This is a genomic window from Paraneptunicella aestuarii, assembly GCF_019900845.1.
Lineage (GTDB): Bacteria > Pseudomonadota > Gammaproteobacteria > Enterobacterales > Alteromonadaceae > Paraneptunicella > Paraneptunicella aestuarii.
On sequence record NZ_CP074570.1, the window covers coordinates 2194860 to 2214431 of the forward strand.

Sequence of the window (19572 nt, forward strand, 5' to 3'; positions counted from 1 at the left end):
CCAAATTAGAATTGATCGTTTAAACGTTGCTGCAGTAAATCAACAACCTTAAGGATTTTTTTGCGTTGGAAAATGATGTTGCGTCTTTTGCCACCCAACTGTCGCCATAATACGGCAGAGCGAATGCCTGCCAGTAGAATGGCTCTTACTTTGTCTTGCACACCTGCCTGTTTAAGGATAGTCGGATTTCCAGCAACCTGGATCTTGCTACCCAAAGGGCTGATGACATCTTTGTAAATACTTGCCAGATTGGACATCATTTGTGTTTCAAACAATGAGCTGTGTAATTTCAGACGCTTGATATTGTCAATACGCTTGGCAAGGTCAGACATGTTTTGAGGATTACGCATTAATTTGCGTTCTAATCCCAGAATGTCTGCAACGTAGCGGGTGATTTCTGAGTCTTTGGGCTTACTGGAATGTCCTAATTGACTGCTCAACGTTTCAATGCCCAAATGCAGGTTTTTAAGATTGCCGTAAATGTCAATCGTTTCGTCTGGGTCGGTAATGGTGATGGATTCCAAAGATGCTTCAAAGGCATCCTGGTCGCATTTACCCGTGCGAGCTAGCGTTTTCACCAATAGCGCAGCTTGGCAGACTCCTGCGAGTGCCAACTGCATGTTCATAAAGTTACTCATTATCGAATATAACTCTCAATAATCCCGCCCCCCAAGCAGACGTCTCCGTCATAAAATACTGCTGATTGGCCTGGGGTAACTGCTTTTTGCGGGGTGTTGAATAATACTTCTACTACCTCACCTTTTGGAGTGACTGTGCAGGGGATGTCCGCCTGCCGATAGCGAGTTTTAACGGTAAGTTGGGTACTACCTTGAGGGCCTTTACGATCGACCCAGTGTAGCTGTTTGGCAATTAAGCCATCGGAAAACAGGCGAGGGTGATTCGCACCCTGACCAACAATCAATACGTTGCGCTGAACGTCCTTATCGACCACATACCAAGGCTCGTCGCCATGATCTTTCTGACCGCCGATAAGCAAGCCTTTACGTTGCCCCAAGGTGTGATACATCAAGCCTTGATGCTCACCTATTGCTTCGCCTTCTGCGGTTTCGATAATGCCGGGGTTGGCGGGTAAATATTGCGCGAGAAAATCTTTAAATTTGCGTTCACCAATGAAGCAAATGCCTGTACTGTCTTTTTTGTCATGGGTGATTAGGCCATGCTGTTTGGCAAGTTCTCGTACTTCTGGTTTGGGTAAATGCCCAATAGGAAAGAGAGTCTGAGCAATTTGCTCTTCGCCAAGCGTGTACAGGAAATAACTTTGGTCTTTGTTGTCGTCATGACCACGACAAAGCTGCCAATGTCCATCGTGCCAGCGTTTTTGAGTGTAATGACCGGTAGCAATGAAATCGGCATGTAAGTCTTCTGCGGCAAATTCCAGAAAAGCTTTAAACTTGATTTCCTTGTTACACATGATATCGGGATTCGGTGTTCTACCGGCTTTGTATTCTTCAAGGAAATATTCGAAGACATTGTCCCAATATTCTGCCGCAAAATTGATGGTGTGAAGTTCAATGCCTAATTTGTCAGCTACTGCTTGAGCATCTTTGAGATCTTCCGCTGCAGCGCAGTATTCGTCATTATCATCTTCTTCCCAGTTTTTCATAAACAGGCCTTCAACCTGATAGCCTTGCTCTTTCAGCAGCAATGCTGATACGGATGAATCAACGCCGCCGGACATGCCAACGATGACTTTGGTATCTTGAGGTAATTTACTGGTTATGGGAGACGATTCTGTTGACATTAAATACTTTTCTCTCGCAATGTCTATAATTAGGTTGAACTTTGGATTGCCACAATTTTGTTTCCCTATTTGTTTCCTTGAGGGAAAGGGATGCGCATAGTAGCAAAAACAAGGCTGTAATTCATGAAAATTACATGATTTAACGAAGGAAATTCGTAAATTAATTTGTGTTGTCCCTGCTTTTTACCCATGTTCTCCATTTTTATGTTCATTTAATGACTGTTTTGGAGAAAAATTGCACTGTTAAGCGTTATCAGGCGTTGTTTTCAATGATTCTGTATTCGCCATTTGCAATGCCGTCGATTGTCCAGTTTCCAATTCGATAACGGATTAATCGCAATGTAGGGTAGCCGATATGCGCTGTCATACGTCTGACCTGACGATTACGTCCTTCTGTCAGGGTCACAGCTAGCCAGCTGGTTGGTATATTTTTACGTTCTCTGATAGGTGGATTTCTCGGCCAAATATTGGGTTCGGGGATTAATTTGACTTTTGCCGGTTTGGTTAAGCCGTCTTTTAAATCCAGACCCTTTCTGAATTCAGCTAACTTGTCTTCTGTCGGAATGCCTTCAACCTGAACCCAGTAGGTTTTGCTGATGTTTTTATCTGGGGAAGTTAATTTGTTTTGCAACTGCCCATTATTGGTCAGCAGTAAAAGTCCTTCGCTATCTCTATCTAATCGTCCTGCCGCGTAGACACCAGGAACATCAATGTAGTCTTTTAGCGTTCCCCGCTCATTGCCCGGTTCCCCATTATCGGTAAATTGACTCAGTACGTTGAAGGGCTTGTTAAACAGAATAATGCATTCCTGACTTGCTTTGCTCGGAAAGACTTTTTTAGAAGAACTCATTGGATGTTTGGTGAACTCATTGATGAAGACAGCTCGCTATTCTGAATGGCGGAGTAGGGGTTTGGCAACTCTACGACAAAGTTTATGAATTTATATTGAGTATTTGAACCATTTACTAAAAGGTTTTTGATGAAAAAAGGGATGTCTATCTGGTTAAATATTAATCACACGGTAAATTGGTCAGACCATTTGAGGAGAAGGAACTAAGTTATTAAATTCATAGACATAATCAAAAGAGGGTTAAAATTTTTTGCCAAAAAAGCTGATGAATTGTGTATCTAAGACTTGTGTAGAGGTCATCTGCCCCTATATCATTCGGCTGCAAGTTTACTCTGAGGCAGGATCTTTCATTGGTCGAAACCCGTGACTTCGCCTATGGTTAAGATTCGGCAACATATAACAGGGATAAATTCAGGTGGTTTAATTTTCATTCCCTACTCACTGCACAAGCAGTGTTTACTGTAGAAACTGAGGTATACAATGACCCAAACCAAGTCAAAAATCATCTACACAAAAACAGATGAAGCTCCCGCTCTCGCGACTTATTCTTTATTGCCTATTATCAAGCGATTTGCTTCTGCTGCTGGCGTAGATGTTGAATTGAGCGACATTTCTTTAGCTGGTCGTATTCTGGCTAATTTCCCGGAATATTTAACTGATGAGCAAAAAGCGCCAGATGAATTGGCTATTTTGGGTGAATTGACTCAAGAGCCTGATACAAACATCATCAAGTTACCTAACATTAGTGCTTCTATTCCTCAGCTAAAAGCGGCGATTAAAGAGCTGAATGCTAAAGGGTTCAAGGTTCCTGAATTTCCTGATGAACCTAAAGATGACAAAGAAGCTGAAATTAAAGAGCGTTATGGCAAGGTTTTGGGTAGTGCAGTAAACCCTGTTTTGCGTGAAGGTAACTCGGATCGTCGTGCGCCAACCGCCGTTAAAAATTATGCTAAAAAACATCCGCATTCAATGGGTAAGTGGAGCCAGGCTTCGCGCTCTCATGTTGCTCACATGCGTGGCGGTGATTTCTATTCTCGTGAAAAATCAGTAACTGTTGATCAAGCGGGTTATGTACGCATTGAATTCACCGACAAAAACGGCGAAGTAACGGTTTTAAAACCTCGCATTGATTTGCTTGCTGGTGAAGTGATTGACGGCATGTTCATGAGCAAGAAAGCGTTGTGCAAGTTCTTTGAAGAGCAAATCGAAGATGCAAAAGAAACCGGCATTTTATTCTCTTTACACGTAAAAGCGACCATGATGAAGGTTTCTCACCCAATCGTATTTGGTCACTGTGTGAAAGTTTTCTATAAAGACTTGTTCGAGAAGCATGGCAAATTGTTTGAAGAGTTGGGTGTAAATCCAAATAATGGTTTAGGCAGTGTTTACGACAAAATTGCTAGCTTGCCTGAATCACAACGTTCTGAAATTCAGGACGATATTAATGCATGTTATGCCAACCGTCCTCCCATTGCGATGGTGAATTCCGATAAGGGTATTTCTAACCTACATGTTCCAAGCGACGTAATCGTTGACGCCTCTATGCCTGCGATGATCCGTAGTTCTGGTCAAATGTGGGGGCCTGATGGCAAGCTTCACGATACCAAAGCGGTTATTCCAGAAAGCACTTACGCCACCATTTACCAGGAAGTGATCAACTTCTGTAAAACTCACGGTGCTTTTGATCCGACGACTATGGGTACGGTTCCAAACGTTGGTTTGATGGCGCAAAAAGCAGAAGAATACGGTTCACACGATAAGACCTTTGAAATGTTTGCTGATGGCACAATGCGTATCATCGATCAAGATGACAATGTGTTGATTGAGCATGACGTGGAAGAAGGTGATATCTGGCGTATGTGTCAGGCTAAAGACGAGCCTATCCGTGACTGGGTTAAATTGGCGGTAACTCGTTCTCGTTTGTCTGGTATGCCGGCAGTGTTCTGGTTGGATGACGAGCGTGCGCACGATATCCAGTTGATTAAGAAAGTTGAAACATACCTTAAAGATCACGATACCACGGGTTTAGATATTCAAATTATGTCACCTGTACGTGCCATTCGTTATTCAATGGAACGCGCAATCCGTGGTTTGGATACTATCTCTGTTACCGGTAACGTATTACGTGATTATTTGACGGATTTGTTCCCGATTTTGGAATTGGGAACCAGTGCCAAGATGCTGTCTGTTGTGCCTTTGATGGCTGGCGGCGGTTTATTCGAAACTGGGGCGGGCGGTTCTGCACCTAAACACGTTCAGCAGTTTGTTGAAGAAGGTCACTTACGTTGGGATTCTTTGGGCGAGTTTTTGGCGTTAGCGGTTTCTCTGGAAGAATTTGCAGTAAAACAAGGTAACGATAAGGCCCGCGTATTGGCTAAGTGCCTGGATCAAGCGACTGAGGAATTACTTAACAACGACAAGTCTCCTCTGCGTAAAGCGGGTCAGCTAGATAACCGTGGTAGCCACTTTTATCTGGCTATGTATTGGGCGGGAGCCGTTGCCAATCAGACTGACGATGCTGAATTGGCTGCTAATTTCAGTAAGCTATACGATGCTTTGTCTAGTAATGAAGACAAAATCATTGCTGAAATTGATGCGACTCAAGGCAAACCAATGGATATCGGTGGTTACTATATGCCTGAGCTGGATAAGGTCACTAAGGCAATGTGCCCAAGTGAAACCTTAAACTCTGCACTACAAGCGTAAACGTCAATTATTCAAGTTTGAAGGCCTGGTTTTATACCAGGCTTTTTTTTTGGCTAAGGCTTGCATCAGTTTCAGGCAAGGTGCTGAAAAGTTGCACATGAAAAAGTAACTATATTTAATTTGAAATGTTAAAGCGTAGATAATTTAAACAAGAAAAATGAAAGCTAAAAATATTTAGGATTGGCAACGATAGAAAGTTGAATGGACAATATATAACCAGTATCGAATCGCAGAAAGAAAAATAAAATACCTTAGCGAGAAGTTATTTTCATTTGATTTGTAAAGTATTCAAGCTGAACATTGTTAAGACACCACCAAAACATATTCAGTTCGATTTTGTGATCCTGATAGAAAAGCAGCCCCCCCCTGCCTGCTTTTACCATCTTAACGATAGCTGTCCTCTGGAAGAGTAATGTTTGCTGCATGAAGACCTTTAGGGCCTTGTTCAACATCAAACTTCACTTCCTGACCGGCTTTGAGGGTTCTATATCCGTCCATTTGAATGGTTGAAAAATGTGCAAAGACATCTTCTCCACCATCTTCTGGTACGATAAATCCAAACCCTTTTGCGTTGTTAAACCACTTAACTTTACCTACTGCCATAATTTAATTCCGGATTTGCTCCTTGATCTAATTAGTGAAGACCCCACTATACCTCTAACGACATCCATAATGAATTAACGCCAAAAGTAGCAGCGGGCGTTTAATTAACAAATTAAATGTAGTTATGGTACTCTGCAAGTGTCAAGGAATAATTGAATATTTGTCTGATAAGTTAAATTTTTGGGTCAATTTCATCAAAGTAGCTATTATTAAACTATGTCCAGAAACAACATAATTGGTGTGAGTCACGAAAAGCAGTTGGAAGCGGTTAAACAGAGGGTCGAACCGCCGTCGATGTATAAGGTCATGTTAAATAATGACGATTACACGCCAATGGATTTCGTGGTCGAAGTGTTAATGCGCTTTTTCAATTTGGACTCTGAAAAAGCTAACCAGATTATGCTAACAGTTCATTATCGAGGCAAAGCAGTTTGTGGTGTGTATACTGCTGAAATTGCCGAAACCAAGGTGATGCAGGTCAATCAGTACGCAAGGAAAAATCAGCATCCATTGTTATGTTCAATGGAGGAAGCTTAAATCCTTTAAGGGGGCGCTAACCATGTTGAATAAAGATTTAGAGAGAACGCTTAACGAGGCATTCATCTTTGCTCGTGAACATCGTCATGAGTTCATGACCGTTGAGCATCTTCTATTGGTGTTGCTGGATAATCCTGCAGCGAGAGAGTCTCTTAAGGCGTGTGGCGCTGATATTGAGGCAATGAAGACTGAATTAACCCAGTTTGTTAAGGAAACCACGCCAATCATTTCTGATGACGTTGATGGTGAGAGGGAAACTCAACCTACTCTTGGTTTTCAACGTGTATTACAACGAGCTGTTTTTCATGTTCAATCTTCTGGTAAAGAGGAAGTGACCGGAGCCAATGTTCTGGTTGCTATTTACAGTGAACAGGAATCCCAAGCGGTTTATGTGCTGAAAAAAGCCGATGTGACTCGCCTGGATGTTGTTAATTATATTTCTCACGGGGTTCGCAAGAATGATGATGAACCTGGTGAATCTTCTAATGAAGTGGAAGAAGAGGATACACCAGAAACCGAAGCGCAGGCTTCTGTGCTGGAGAAGTATTCCACGAATCTGAATCAAGTTGCGAAAGAAGGCAAAATTGATCCGCTAATCGGACGAGACTCCGAACTGGAAAGATGTATTCAGGTGCTTTGCCGCCGTCGTAAAAACAACCCTCTGTTAGTTGGCGAAGCCGGGGTGGGTAAAACCGCGATTGCTGAAGGTTTAGCGTTCAGGATCGTGGAAGGTACGGTTCCGGAAGTTATTCAAAATGCCACGGTTTATTCCTTGGACTTGGGTGGCTTGTTAGCCGGTACTAAATACCGTGGCGACTTCGAAAAACGTCTGAAGGCCATTTTGAAGGAATTGCAAAAAGATTCAGACGCGATTTTATTTATTGATGAAATCCATACCATCATTGGTGCAGGGGCTGCATCGGGTGGGGTGATGGATGCATCAAACCTGTTGAAACCTAAATTAGCCAGCGGTGATTTGCGTTGTATCGGCTCTACGACTTATCAGGAATATCAGGGTATTTTTGAGAAGGATCGCGCTTTGGCTCGTCGTTTCCAGAAAATCGATGTCACTGAACCAAGTGTTGACGATACAACCAAGATCCTGATGGGTTTGAAGTCTCGTTATGAAGAACATCACGATGTTCACTATACGAAGAAAGCCATTAGCGCTGCTGCCGAGTTGTCTGCAAAATATATCAATGAGCGTCATCTGCCAGATAAGGCTATTGATGTTATAGACGAAGCTGGAGCCAGCCAACGCTTGGTAAGTGCTTCCAAGAGAAAGAAAACCATTGGCGTGACAGATATCGAACATGTTGTTGCCAAGATGGCACGTATTCCTGAGAAGTCTGTATCAGCTTCTGACAAAGAAGTGCTTAAGAACCTGTCTCGTAACCTTAAGATGGTGGTGTTCGGTCAGGACAAAGCGATTGAAACCCTTACCGATGCGATTCGCTTGTCTCGTTCTGGTTTGGGGAATGAGCAAAAACCCATTGGCAGCTTCCTGTTCGCTGGCCCTACAGGTGTTGGTAAAACCGAAGTGACTCAGCAATTAGCTAAAGTCATGGGCGTTGAGCTGATTCGTTTCGATATGTCAGAGTATATGGAACGTCACGCGGTTAGCCGTTTAATTGGTGCACCTCCAGGATATGTCGGATTTGATCAAGGTGGTTTGTTAACCGATGCTGTGATTAAAAACCCATACTCTGTGGTATTACTGGATGAAATGGAGAAAGCTCACAGTGATGTTTACAACATCTTGTTGCAGGTTATGGATCACGGTACGTTAACGGATAATAACGGACGTAAGGTCGATTTTAGAAATGTGGTATTGGTGATGACAACTAATGCGGGTGTTCAGGAAACATCTCGTAAGTCGATTGGCTTTAAACAGCAAGATCATAGCCATGATGCCATGTCTGAAATTAATCGTACGTTTTCTCCTGAATTTAGAAACCGTCTGGACGGTATTATCTGGTTCAATCACCTTGATATTGACGTCATTCTGCAAGTGGTTGATAAGTTTATCGTTGAATTACAGGCTCAGCTTGATAACAAGGGCGTTTCTTTGGAAGTCACCAACGAAGCCCGAGATTGGTTGGCTGAGAAAGGTTATGACAAGGCGATGGGCGCTCGACCAATGGCGCGTTTGATTCAGGAAGAAGTAAAGAAAAACCTGGCGAACGAATTGCTGTTTGGTGATTTGATTGATGGCGGTAGTGTGAAAATTGATTTGAAAGACGACAAGCTACACTTCGATTTTCAGTCGTTGAAGAAAGCAAGTAAAGCAACGAACTAATCGTTAAATAATTAATATCAAACGTAACAGAGGGCAAACGCCCTCTGTTTTTTTATCTGGCCTTTATCTTTTTGTGTTTTATTTGCCTATGCGATCCAAGTTGGTTGCACAAATGATCCTGCCCAATTATTTCAGAGCATGTATAAAATATGCATGGGATATATCCGGAACCCAATTCGAATAGTTTTCAGGCAATAGAAAGCTTGTCTCTAATCTTGTGGGATAGAGGCTATTAGAATATTTGGGTGGTTAACCGGAGATCGCCGATCTAAATGAGCGGGTTACTCCGGTCTACTGGATTTGGGTATACTGTTAGCGAGCACGATAAATGATTCGACCTTTAGTCAAATCATAGGGCGTCATTTCAACAGTTACCTTATCGCCAGTTAAAATACGAATATAGTTTTTACGCATTTTTCCAGAAATATGCGCAGTCACAACGTGACCATTTTCCAGTTCTACGCGGAACATGGTGTTTGGAAGGGTGTCTAACACCGTACCTTCCATTTCGATACAATCTTCTTTTGCCATTTATTAAGGTTACCTTAGCTATTGTGCAAAGTGCGGCGCAGATCTTGCCCAAATATAAAGCGGCTGTAAAGTTCAGTTATGCTTTTTTTGAAAACAAATCCAGCTATGGTTTATATATTGTTCATTTGGTAGGAAGTTTTGCTTGTAATTCATCTTTGTGCAGCTGTCTATTTGATAGCCAAGATATAAATATTGCTTACCAAGCTCTTTGGTTTTTTTAATTTGTTCCAAAATGGAAAGTATTCCCAAAGAACGATCATCCATATCCGGATCAAAAAAAGTATATAACGCGGAAAGGCTATTGGGGAGCTCGTCTGTAACAGCTACCGCAATAAGCTTATCGTTCAGTGTAAGCTCCATAAATACAGGCTGAGCCCAATTGTTATAAATGAAATGCGTGTATTGTTCTGGAGTGGGCGGGTACATTCCCCCATCTCTATGACGTTCACTAATGTAATGTTGATATAAGTCGTAATATTTGGGTTTGTCGTAGCGAGAAAGGCGGCTGACGACATCCTGATTGCGTTTTAATACCCGCTTTTGACTGCGGCTGGGTGTAAACTTGTCAACTTCTAGCCTAAGTGAATGGCAAGCATCACAGCCAAGACATTGTGGACGGTAAATTTGGTCGCCACTACGGCGAAAACCTGCTTCCAACATGGTTTCGTAGTCCATAGCACTATTGCTATTACCGTTACCCACGTATACAAGCAAGCGCTCCTTCTTTTCTGGAAGGTAGCTACATTGAAAGGAATCTGTTATCCCGAATTTCATGGAAGTCATGATGATACTTCTAGCCCTTTAGCCAAAACCCCACCTACAATCCCAATGATCTCGAATGACAAGACCGAACACAGGGATACTTCTGTAAATCTAGCCCGTAATGTGAGACTAAAAAATACTGCTTTAGTCTAGTTTGCCTGTTATTGGTGTGTTTTTTATATCAACAGGTTGTGCATTACACATAGGGTTATTATTATAATGATGGTTAATATATTAACCGATTATGTTTACTTCTGCTAAAAATAATTTTTTCCATCCATGTGTCTGGATAAAATGAGTGTTTCTGACTTCTTTCCAATTCACGTAGAAATTGCTTCTTGGGAACTGTCATTGCGCCCAGACTACTTAAATGGGGAGTGTGCATTTGACAATCAATGAATGCACCACCATGTTGTTTCATGTGTTGTACCAAGCAATACATAGCCAGTTTTGACGCATTGGTTGCTTTGTGGAACATGGATTCACCGCAGAATGCCGTACCAACAGCAACCCCGTATAAGCCACCAACTAATGAATCATCCATCCATACCTCAATGGAGTGGGCGTAGCCGGATTTATGCAGCGCTTTATAGGCATTTTTCATGTCTTCTGTAATCCATGTACCAGAGTCATTTCTAGGGATATGGGCGCAAGCGTCGATCACGGCATCAAAATCCTTGTTTAGAGTGACAAAAAAATGCGTTTTCCTTAAAAATTTACGAAAGCTGGTAGATACATGGTATTTGTCTGGATAAAGCAGCATGCGGGGATCAGGAGACCACCATAAAATAGGCTCTCCTTCGCTATACCAGGGAAAAATGCCATGTTGATAGGCAAGCACTAATCGCTCTACTGACAGGTCACCACCAAACGCTAACAGGCCTTCTGGCTCATCAAGAGTCATGTTGGGGTGGGGAAATATGAGTTCTTCTGAGAGTTGGTATAAATGAATGGCCATAGAACAGCGTAATCAGTGTCAGTAAGCCTTAAATACGGAAATTAAATGAGGCTTACTGACAAATCGTTAATAAAGCTTACTGAGCGTCGAGATACTTTTCCGCATCCAGTGCTGCCATACAGCCTGTTCCGGCAGAGGTAATCGCCTGACGATAGATGTGGTCACATACATCACCGGCAGCGAATACACCTGGAATACTGGTTTGAGTCGCATTACCTTCAGAGCCACCTTTTACCAACAAGTAACCATCCTTCATATCAAGCTGACCAGTGAATAAATCCGTATTAGGCTTATGACCGATCGCGATAAATACACCCATCAAATCCAGCTCTTCAATTGCATCCGATTGAGTATCTTTAATTTTGATACCGGTAACACCCATATTGTCACCAACAACCTCGTCAAGTGTGCGATTCAGGTGCAAGGTTACATTACCGTTTTCTGCTTTATCCATCAGGCGCTGAGCAAGAATTTTTTCGGAACGGAAAGAGTCTCTACGGTGGATAACGTGTACTTCTGATGCAATGTTGGATAAGTACAAGGCTTCTTCTACTGCTGTGTTACCACCGCCTACAACTGCTACTTTTTTGTTACGATAGAAAAAGCCGTCACAGGTAGCGCATGCTGATACACCTTTGCCCATAAAGGCTTGTTCAGAGTCCAGCCCTAAGTATTGAGCTGATGCGCCTGTGGCAATGATTAATGCATCGCATGTGTACACACCGCTGTCACCAGTCAGTGTGAAAGGTCGTTTGGTCAGGTCTGCCTTATTGATGTGATCAAAAATAATTTCGGTGTCGAAGTTCTCAGCATGTTTTTGCATTCTCATCATTAACTCTGGTCCTTGTACACCGTCGGGGTCGCCTGGCCAGTTTTCTACGTCAGTTGTCGTTGTTAATTGACCACCTTGTTGCAGTCCTGTGATAAGAACCGGTTGCAAATTAGCTCTGGCTGCATACACGGCGGCAGTGTAACCGGCAGGGCCTGAACCCAGAATAAGCAGTCGACAGTGTTTTGTGGACATAGAAAACTCCATAATTTGATAAGGGTGTTCAGTAAGGACTGGAGAATGACTAGTATTACTGACTGAACAAGTGTCTTTGGTGTTAGATTGCTCTTGATGTGGTCAAACCCGATAATATCAAGAGGTAATCCCATAATTGGGCATATTCTAAAGACCTACAGCCAATCCTTCTATCATTAATTTTACTCACATATAGCTGAAAATTTGATTGATGCTATCACTTCGATGATTTGTGCGTTTTTATGTCAACATAATTAAATTCCCAATAGGTATAACTTCTACAACTAAAGCCTAATTGTTTAATCTTAGAATTTGTCCAAAATTACAATGGCTACTGAGTAAATAATGTTTATTGATTGCCACTTGGATTGAGTGGTTAATTTGACGAAATCATGTTGGGGTTTAGTTCTTTGAATCTAATAAACGTAATTAAACAGTAGCCAAGGTTTTCTGGATGACTGATTGGTTGTTTTAGGGCTCGGCTTTTTAAGCTGTTAAGACAATTTAGATATGTGGAGTATCCTGTTTCAGTTCGAACTGACAGCTTGATTATATTGTATTTCCAGCTGGTTGGCTTGAATTGAAAGTTGGCAGTTTGTGCTCGGGTTTGGCAACCTTTCAGACACCCATCTATACTTATTGTAGTTTAAGTAATTAATTGTCTATCACTTGAGTGATGATTTTTAAAGTGTTGGGTTTTTAATTGTTTTATTTAGAAAAATCTGATTATTTTAAAAGTCTATATTTTGCATTTTTTTAGCGTCTTTTAGTGCTTATGTGACTCATTCTAAATTATTTGTGTCTTAATTGGTTGTTAATGTGACCAAATGAAAAAATGAACATAAAGAGAATGTTCTTTTTCGTAATAGCACAAGTATGAATTGTTAGTGCATTAGGTGAGAGGAATCGGTCATGTCAAAACACAAGATTTTGCTTCTGGATGATGAATCCGAGGTGTTGAAGTCGCTAACCCGTATCTTGTACAAAGATTTTGATGTTGTTTCCTTTACTGATGGTAATGAAGCGCTTAAAGCGTTGGAATACCAAGTATTTTCTGTGCTCATTTCTGACATGCGCATGCCTGAAATGGATGGCGCTACATTTCTTGAGACCGCGCATGAATTAAGCCCACTAAGCCGAAAAATTCTCCTTACTGGATATTCCGATCCCACCGACACAACAAGAGCAATCAATCAGGGGCATGTCGATTTCTATCTGAATAAACCCTGGGACAATGATGAGTTGGTTGCCAAGACTAAAATTTGTGTTGAAAAGTTTATTAATGAATATCAACAACAAATTATTAATCGACAAGTTATGGAGCAGAATCTGGAACTCAGGCATCAGCATGAAGAATTGATGATGCAGCTACAGAAGCATGGGAAAGATTCTGATATGGGTAAAAACCAGGTCAATTCCAAAACAAGACATTATTTTCAGGTTTCTGTTGATTTATTGAGCCGATGCATTCAAATGCATACTCAAGATGCTTTTGGTCATGGAGACCGTATAGCTACTCAAGTACAGCGTTTATGCCGAGAATTTCAAATTTCGCCATCGCTTACCTATCAGGCGAGCGTTGCTGCACGCCTTTATGAATTGGGTAAGTTACAGATTCCACAAAATTTTTTAATGCTGCCAGAAGAGCGGCAACGTAATGATTCCAAGTTGATTAATGGTCATTTATTTAATGAATTAAGTGCCAATCTACTCAGAGGTTATAGTGATTTTAGTGCTGTCTCCGCCCTCACAAAACATATCTTTGAGCATGTTGATGGCACTGGTGGGCCTATTGGCTTGGCAGGGGATAAAGTGCCGATTCCTTGCCAGATCATCCAATTATGTGCAGCTTACGATAAGCTTGTGACAGGGAAATACATGGGCGTTCCATTGTTTGCAGAGCAAGCAATGGACAGGTTATACAAAGATAAACAAACCCATGTTGCGGAAAGAGTCTTTAAGGCATTTAAAGATATGATCCAATCGCAGGCTTCTTCCCCTGAACTGCCAACAGAACATGTTCTGACGCCAGATCAGTTGAAGCCTGGAATGAGTTTGGCGCGGGATTTGCCGTTACTTTCTGCAAAATGTAATTATCTTAATCAAGGACATGTTCTGAGCACGGACAATATAGAGAGCTTGATAAATATTCAGAACAACCGTAATGAGCCATTTGTCTTGTTTGTTTATCCTCATATTGCACATGAACTACAAAGTCAGGCTAACTATTCTATCTGACCTGCATGTGCGCTCAGGGAAGACCATCTACCTAAAACTTGTACTGGCCTTCAATTCTGAAACGATAACCTTCCTCAAGCGGCTCGATAATGCGTTGTATGTCGGAAAAACGCATTCCTAACCACCATTCAGGTGACATTTTGCGTCGAATTCTCAGATCCACTCCTTTGAAATTACTGGTTGCAAAGGGTGATACGGCATTTTGAGCAAATTCTGTGACCACGCCAAAGCGTTCTACTTTTAATAGTCTAAATTGAATGAGCCAATCTCCTGAGGATTTCAAGCCACCGTGGGCGAATTCAAGAGCCACACTCTCTTTTTGATCAGAGTATTTACCGTTAGCAACATAATCGAAATCATCAAGAGAGTGGCCATAATCCAAACCAACTTTAAACATTCCGTATTTTGCGTAGGCTGAAAGTAACAGAAACTGGTTGTCGTATTGAGTGTCTTTAGTTGCGTATTGCGCATTTGACTCGCCTTGGTAATCCACAAACCAGGGGGTAATACCCAGTTGCCAATTACCCATCTTTTCTCGCCATTGAAACCCAATAAGGCTCATATCGCCGATTGTATCTGAATTACCGTCTAATGGTTGATAGTAGCTTAAGTACAGGGTTGATTGAGCTGATACCTCATAATTGAAATTCATTCCCCAGGGATTAAGGTCTCCATCCCAAAAAATGTCGGTCACTTGAAAATTGTTCCAGGGCACTTTCCCTATTTCAACTTTCCAGTTTTCACCTTTACCCTGAATAAATGCTCTTTCCAGGAATATATCGCTGTCAGGCTGGGGTTGTTCGCTAAATCGATGAATAGTAATGCCTGGCACATTCTGTTTGTTTTTCAATCCAGTTCCTAAACGAAAATGGGTTAACCAGTTTTCTGTCCACTGGGTTTTAATTCCTGCGTGGGCAATAAGACGCATTCTTTCTCTTGGTGGAAGCGAGATATGGTTTCCCTCATCTTCATATCTAATCAGGATATCACCGTATAACTGGGTGTCGGAGGATGCCTCTGTTGCCGTTAACAGCACAAAGGTTGCTGAAATGAGATGGTGCTTATTCATAGGAGTTCAATCTAAATTTACAAGCTTGTTTATAGGAGCGTAGACAATAAGTTGCAATATGAGTATTAACCAATAGTTGTATTGGTGAAATATGAACCATAGTCTATATCTAATCTAGGGGGCAAAGTCTTAAGCCTGACTTCATGGGGAACAAGATGAGGATTATCGTTCTAATTTATTTTGTTGTGACTTCAAATCTTGTTTTTGCAGAAACCTACACCTTTGCATTTGTGCCACAACAATCAGCCAAGAAAATGGCTAAAAAGTGGCAGCCTATTCTTGATTACCTTAGTGAGAAAACCGGGGACGATTATCGTTTTACCACCGCGAAGGATATTCCCACCTTCGAGAAGCGACTCGCGTCTAACACTTATGACGTTGCTTATATGAACCCTTATCATTTCACTGTGTTTAATGTTTCACCTGGCTATCAGGCGTTGGTGAAGCAGAAAGATAAACGCATTACAGGGATTATCGTGGTTCATAAAGACTCGCCCATTAAAACACTGGAAGAGCTGAATGGGGCAACTATCGCTTTTCCTGCACCAGCAGCGTTTGCTGCAACATTGCTGACATCTGCTGAATTTCGCAAGAAAGGGATCTCCATCTATCCGCAATATGTATCGTCCCACGATTCCGTTTATTTAAATGTTTCACGAGGTTTTATGGTGGCAGGAGGAGGTGTTTCACGAACATTTTATAATGCTGACAAAGCCGTTCAGGACAAATTACGAATTCTTCTGACAACCCCTCAATACACACCTCACGCCTTTGCTGTTAAGTCATCTCTTCCGGAAGCTGTTGTCAATCGCTTGAAGTTGGCTATGGTGCATATGCATGAGTCTGAATTAGGGGGAAAGTTACTTAAAAGTGTGAATTTCAATGGGTTTGAAGCAGCGACTAATGCTGATTGGGATGATGTTAGAGCATTAGGTATCGACATTATTAATCAGTAAGTTATGCAGTAGTAAATCATTATGAAGTTATCATTACGTAGCAAAACCATGTTGGGTGTTGCTTTGATTGAAGGTGTGTTGCTTGCGGTCTTAATCACTGTAGCTGTCAGGTTTATGACCGAGTCTGCAAACGAAGCGTTAATTAAACGCGCATCCACAACCAGCCGGCTTTTTGCCACAACGACAAAAGATGCTGTGCTGTCTTTTGATTTGGCTTCCTTGGATATGTTTACCGTTGATTTATTGCAGAATCCCGACATTAAGTATGTGAAAGTTCTCTCTTCAAATGGTGAATTATTGTCTTCTGCCGGGGATGACAAGTTAATCAAAAAGCCTTTTTCTCTGGATTCCAGTGTGGAATCGGTTAAAGACGATATTTTTGATGTGCAGGCACTGATAAGTGAAGGGAGTACGGTTTATGGTTCAGTGCAAATAGGCATTGTTATTAACAGTATTACACAGTCGATGAATCGGGTTCGTAAGTGGACAGTGTCAATCGCGTTAATTGAAATGCTGTTGGTGGCTATTTTTTCATATTTTCTCGGTGTGTATTTAACCAAAAACCTCTATCGACTGCGTAAAGACACTCACAATATTGCCAAAAATGTGAAGATTGGAAAATACAATCATGAAGTTACAGTGATTAAGAGTGGCGACGAACTGGAAGACCTTTCCACTGCATTTTCTGAGCTATCCCACACTTTGAAAGAAGAATATTTCAAGCGTTCCAAATATGAAATTGAATTAATTGAGCTCAATGCTTCATTGGAAGAGCGAGTCGCGAGAAGAACGGCTCAATTGTCAAAGCAGAAAGATGAGTTGGAAAAAGCTTATCAAGAGTTATCGCTCGCACAGAAGAAACTGATCCACTCAGAAAAAATGGCTTCTGTTGGACAGCTTGCTGCCGGTGTTGCTCATGAAATCAATAATCCACTGGGATATGTATCCAGCAACTTGAAAGTGCTTCAGGAATACATGGAGCATTACTACACCATTACTCAAATCTTATTGTTATTTAATCATGCCGAGGGCGATGGAAAACTGCAGGATATCACTCAGCAAGCTGTCGAATTTTTGCGGCAGGAAGATTTTTCATTTCTTAATGAGGATAGTCAGGACTTATTAGATGCCTCCTTAAAAGGTCTGGAACGTATTCGCAGTATTGTACTAAACCTTAAGCAATTCTCCCGGGAGAACGGTGAGGGTATGGAACCCTGCAATTTAAATGACTGTATCAACATCGCATTGAATATGGTTCACAATGAATTGAAATATCATTGTCAGGTGACTACGGATTTAAAGAACCTTCCTAACGCTTCGATAAACGAAGGAAAAATCATTCAGGTGCTGACCAATTTGCTCATTAATGCCAGTCAGGCGGTTGAAAAAGAGGGATTAATTCATGTTACTTCAAGCCATGAAGGGGATTATGTCTTTATCAGGATTAGAGACAATGGTAGTGGCATTGCGCCTGATATTTTGAATCGAATTTTTGACCCGTTTTTTACTACCAAACCCGTTGGCATAGGTACTGGTCTTGGTTTGTCAATTTGTTACGACATTATGGTTGAACATCAGGGAAACATTGAGGTAGAAAGTAAATTATCAAAAGGCACGACATTTACACTAACATTTCCTGTTTGTCAGGAAATGCCGTTTTATCCGGAGCAGGTTAGTCACTTGTGATTTTTAACTTTGTCTCCATGTATGTACTTGAAGGAAAAATCCGATAATTTGGCTCTCTGTCATACCCATAGAGTGTACTTTATAATTAAGGATTCTTGGCATCTGCCGCAATTAATGTTTATCCTTAAGGCAGGAAACAATGAACAAAACAGGGTTGGTGGGTGAGCCAACGTTTTTATTGATATTGGTAACACCCTGAGTTAATTGACGTTTTTAGAGTTGATTGTATGGCACATACATTTACAAGCTTGGTACGAGATGGGCAGTCTTACATGAAAGATTGGCCGTTGCGTAAAGAGTTATATGCATTGTTTCCTGAAAGTCGTGTCATTAATGCTACTCGTTTTTCCCTCAAATGGATGCCGCCACTCTCATTAATTTGTGCTTCTGTTATGGTTGAAGTTAATGGAGCCGAGTATTTGCCCCAAGCTATTGCTATCGTTGCTTTCTTTTTAAGTTTGCCATTGCAAGGTTTATTGTGGCTTGGGCATCGTTCCCATCAAATGTTGCCACCGTCTATTCGTGCCTGGTATCAAGATATTCATTCTAAAATGCGTGAGCAGGGATGTGACTTAGCCGCTGCTAAATCTCGTCCAAGCTATAGAGAGTTGGCGTTACTGCTTAAAAAAGCCTTTAAAGAGCTGGATCGCGCATTTACTCGTCAGTGGTTTTAAGCCTAAGCCGAGGTTTGTAAAATTTCACTTATTCGTGAGCGGTGATGAAGGATTTCGGCTCTTTATCCTTAGATGTTGCTGTCATTTGCATTATTACCTGCATTTATCCTCACCAAAAATCCCGTTAAATCGACGGAAATATAAATATTTCAAATGATTTGATGAAGTCTTGCCTTAAATTCTTCTATAATTACCGCCCGATTAGACATACATCTATATCAAGAAGAGTAATTGGTAATTATGGATAAGACTTATATTACCGCGCAGTCCTTGCTGGAAGACTCGTTCCGCCTAGCTGCTAAAGTATATGAAGACGGCTTTCGCCCCAAATTTGTGATTGGTATCTGGCGTGGAGGTACACCTGTAGGCATCGCTGTTCAAGAGTATTTTGAGTTCAAGAATGTTGAAACCGACCACATTGCGGTTCGCACTTCGTCCTATTATGGTATCAATCAACAATCCAAAACCATCAAGGTTCATGGACTGCAATATCTGATTGAAAATGCCAATGCAGACGATAGTCTGTTAATTGTGGATGATGTATTTGATTCCGGACGCAGTGTGGCAGCATTGATTCAACAAACTCAGGAAAAAATGCGCTTAAACATGCCACAAGACGTACGAATTGCAACGCCTTGGTATAAGCCGAAAAATAATAAAACAGATTTAATTCCTGACTACTACGTACACGAAAGTGAAGATTGGTTAGTGTTCCCCCATGAATTGAAAGGGCTAACCAGCGAAGAAATCAAACTGAAGTCAGATTTGGCGAACATTCTTGATTTGTTCATGGAGTAGTCACTGCTTTACTCAGTGTGCAACCAGCGTAAGCAACATTCAGGCTTACGCTGTTTTTCCTCTCTCAGTATCTTCTCTGAATCTCCTAAATTAGTTCGCATAACGGCAAGTCATCTACA

17 protein-coding genes are annotated in these 19572 nt (G+C 41.5%); 8 read left to right on the forward strand and 9 right to left on the reverse strand.

The window, feature by feature from the left end; genetic code table 11:
• Positions 1 to 5: 5 nt before the first annotated feature.
• The 3 genes from hflD to KIH87_RS09110 all read right to left on the reverse strand — a co-directional run bounded on the left by hflD (position 6) and on the right by KIH87_RS09110 (position 2612).
• Entirely contained in the window at positions 6 to 638 is a 633-nt protein-coding gene (gene hflD, locus KIH87_RS09100) for a high frequency lysogenization protein HflD (RefSeq protein ID WP_232361219.1), read from the reverse strand.
• Positions 638 to 1762 carry a tRNA 2-thiouridine(34) synthase MnmA gene (gene mnmA / locus KIH87_RS09105; protein ID WP_232361220.1) on the reverse strand — a complete coding sequence of 375 codons (1125 nt, stop codon included), beginning with the start codon at positions 1760 to 1762 and terminating at the stop codon, positions 638 to 640. Before mnmA ends, hflD begins: the two co-directional genes overlap by 1 nt.
• A gap of 253 nt (positions 1763 to 2015) precedes the next feature.
• Positions 2016 to 2612, reverse strand: coding sequence for an rRNA large subunit pseudouridine synthase E (locus KIH87_RS09110; RefSeq protein ID WP_232361221.1), 597 nt, complete (start codon positions 2610 to 2612; stop codon positions 2016 to 2018).
• A 480-nt stretch (positions 2613 to 3092) separates the two neighbouring features.
• Between KIH87_RS09110 and KIH87_RS09115 the strand changes: the two genes are divergently transcribed.
• Positions 3093 to 5318, forward strand: a complete 2226-nt coding sequence (locus KIH87_RS09115; protein WP_232361222.1) for an NADP-dependent isocitrate dehydrogenase — start codon at positions 3093 to 3095, stop codon at positions 5316 to 5318.
• Positions 5319 to 5702: 384 nt separating this feature from the next.
• Here KIH87_RS09115 and cspD read toward each other — a convergent pair whose 3' ends face one another.
• Positions 5703 to 5921, reverse strand: a complete 219-nt coding sequence (gene cspD, locus KIH87_RS09120) for a cold shock domain-containing protein CspD (RefSeq protein ID WP_232361223.1) — start codon at positions 5919 to 5921, stop codon at positions 5703 to 5705.
• A 216-nt stretch (positions 5922 to 6137) separates the two neighbouring features.
• Here cspD and clpS point away from each other — a divergent pair, with 216 nt between their 5' ends.
• Positions 6138 to 6458, forward strand: coding sequence for an ATP-dependent Clp protease adapter ClpS (gene clpS, locus KIH87_RS09125; protein ID WP_232361224.1), 321 nt, complete (start codon positions 6138 to 6140; stop codon positions 6456 to 6458).
• Between the two features lie 22 nt (positions 6459 to 6480).
• Complete coding sequence (gene clpA / locus KIH87_RS09130; RefSeq protein ID WP_232361225.1) at positions 6481 to 8757, forward strand: ATP-dependent Clp protease ATP-binding subunit ClpA; 2277 nt, start codon at positions 6481 to 6483, stop codon at positions 8755 to 8757.
• Positions 8758 to 9069: 312 nt separating this feature from the next.
• Here the strand turns inward: clpA and infA are convergent, their stop codons facing one another.
• The 4 genes from infA to trxB all read right to left on the reverse strand — a co-directional run bounded on the left by infA (position 9070) and on the right by trxB (position 12032).
• Complete coding sequence (gene infA, locus KIH87_RS09135) at positions 9070 to 9288, reverse strand: translation initiation factor IF-1 (RefSeq protein ID WP_008844395.1); 219 nt, start codon at positions 9286 to 9288, stop codon at positions 9070 to 9072.
• Between the two features lie 72 nt (positions 9289 to 9360).
• Positions 9361 to 10062, reverse strand: coding sequence for an arginyltransferase (locus tag KIH87_RS09140; RefSeq protein ID WP_232361456.1), 702 nt, complete (start codon positions 10060 to 10062; stop codon positions 9361 to 9363).
• 214 nt (positions 10063 to 10276) lie between these two features.
• Positions 10277 to 11008: a leucyl/phenylalanyl-tRNA--protein transferase gene (gene aat, locus KIH87_RS09145; protein WP_232361226.1), complete on the reverse strand. Its 732-nt coding sequence runs from the start codon at positions 11006 to 11008 to the stop codon at positions 10277 to 10279.
• Between the two features lie 76 nt (positions 11009 to 11084).
• Positions 11085 to 12032, reverse strand: coding sequence for a thioredoxin-disulfide reductase (gene trxB / locus KIH87_RS09150; protein WP_232361227.1), 948 nt, complete (start codon positions 12030 to 12032; stop codon positions 11085 to 11087).
• 912 nt (positions 12033 to 12944) lie between these two features.
• Here trxB and KIH87_RS09155 point away from each other — a divergent pair.
• Positions 12945 to 14270 carry a response regulator gene (locus KIH87_RS09155; protein WP_232361228.1) on the forward strand — a complete coding sequence of 442 codons (1326 nt, stop codon included), beginning with the start codon at positions 12945 to 12947 and terminating at the stop codon, positions 14268 to 14270.
• A gap of 31 nt (positions 14271 to 14301) precedes the next feature.
• Here KIH87_RS09155 and KIH87_RS09160 read toward each other — a convergent pair whose 3' ends face one another.
• Positions 14302 to 15339, reverse strand: coding sequence for a putative porin (locus KIH87_RS09160; RefSeq protein ID WP_232361229.1), 1038 nt, complete (start codon positions 15337 to 15339; stop codon positions 14302 to 14304).
• A gap of 155 nt (positions 15340 to 15494) precedes the next feature.
• On the opposite strand from KIH87_RS09160, the gene KIH87_RS09165 reads away from it, so the two are divergent.
• The 4 genes from KIH87_RS09165 (at position 15495) to KIH87_RS09180 (ending at position 19453) form a co-directional block, all read left to right on the forward strand.
• Positions 15495 to 16295: a PhnD/SsuA/transferrin family substrate-binding protein gene (locus tag KIH87_RS09165; RefSeq protein ID WP_232361230.1), complete on the forward strand. Its 801-nt coding sequence runs from the start codon at positions 15495 to 15497 to the stop codon at positions 16293 to 16295.
• Between the two features lie 21 nt (positions 16296 to 16316).
• Positions 16317 to 17981 carry a HAMP domain-containing sensor histidine kinase gene (locus KIH87_RS09170; protein WP_232361231.1) on the forward strand — a complete coding sequence of 555 codons (1665 nt, stop codon included), beginning with the start codon at positions 16317 to 16319 and terminating at the stop codon, positions 17979 to 17981.
• A gap of 227 nt (positions 17982 to 18208) precedes the next feature.
• Positions 18209 to 18655, forward strand: coding sequence for a terminus macrodomain insulation protein YfbV (gene yfbV, locus KIH87_RS09175; protein WP_232361232.1), 447 nt, complete (start codon positions 18209 to 18211; stop codon positions 18653 to 18655).
• Between the two features lie 240 nt (positions 18656 to 18895).
• Positions 18896 to 19453, forward strand: a complete 558-nt coding sequence (locus KIH87_RS09180; RefSeq protein ID WP_232361233.1) for a phosphoribosyltransferase — start codon at positions 18896 to 18898, stop codon at positions 19451 to 19453.
• Positions 19454 to 19572: the final 119 nt, after the last annotated feature.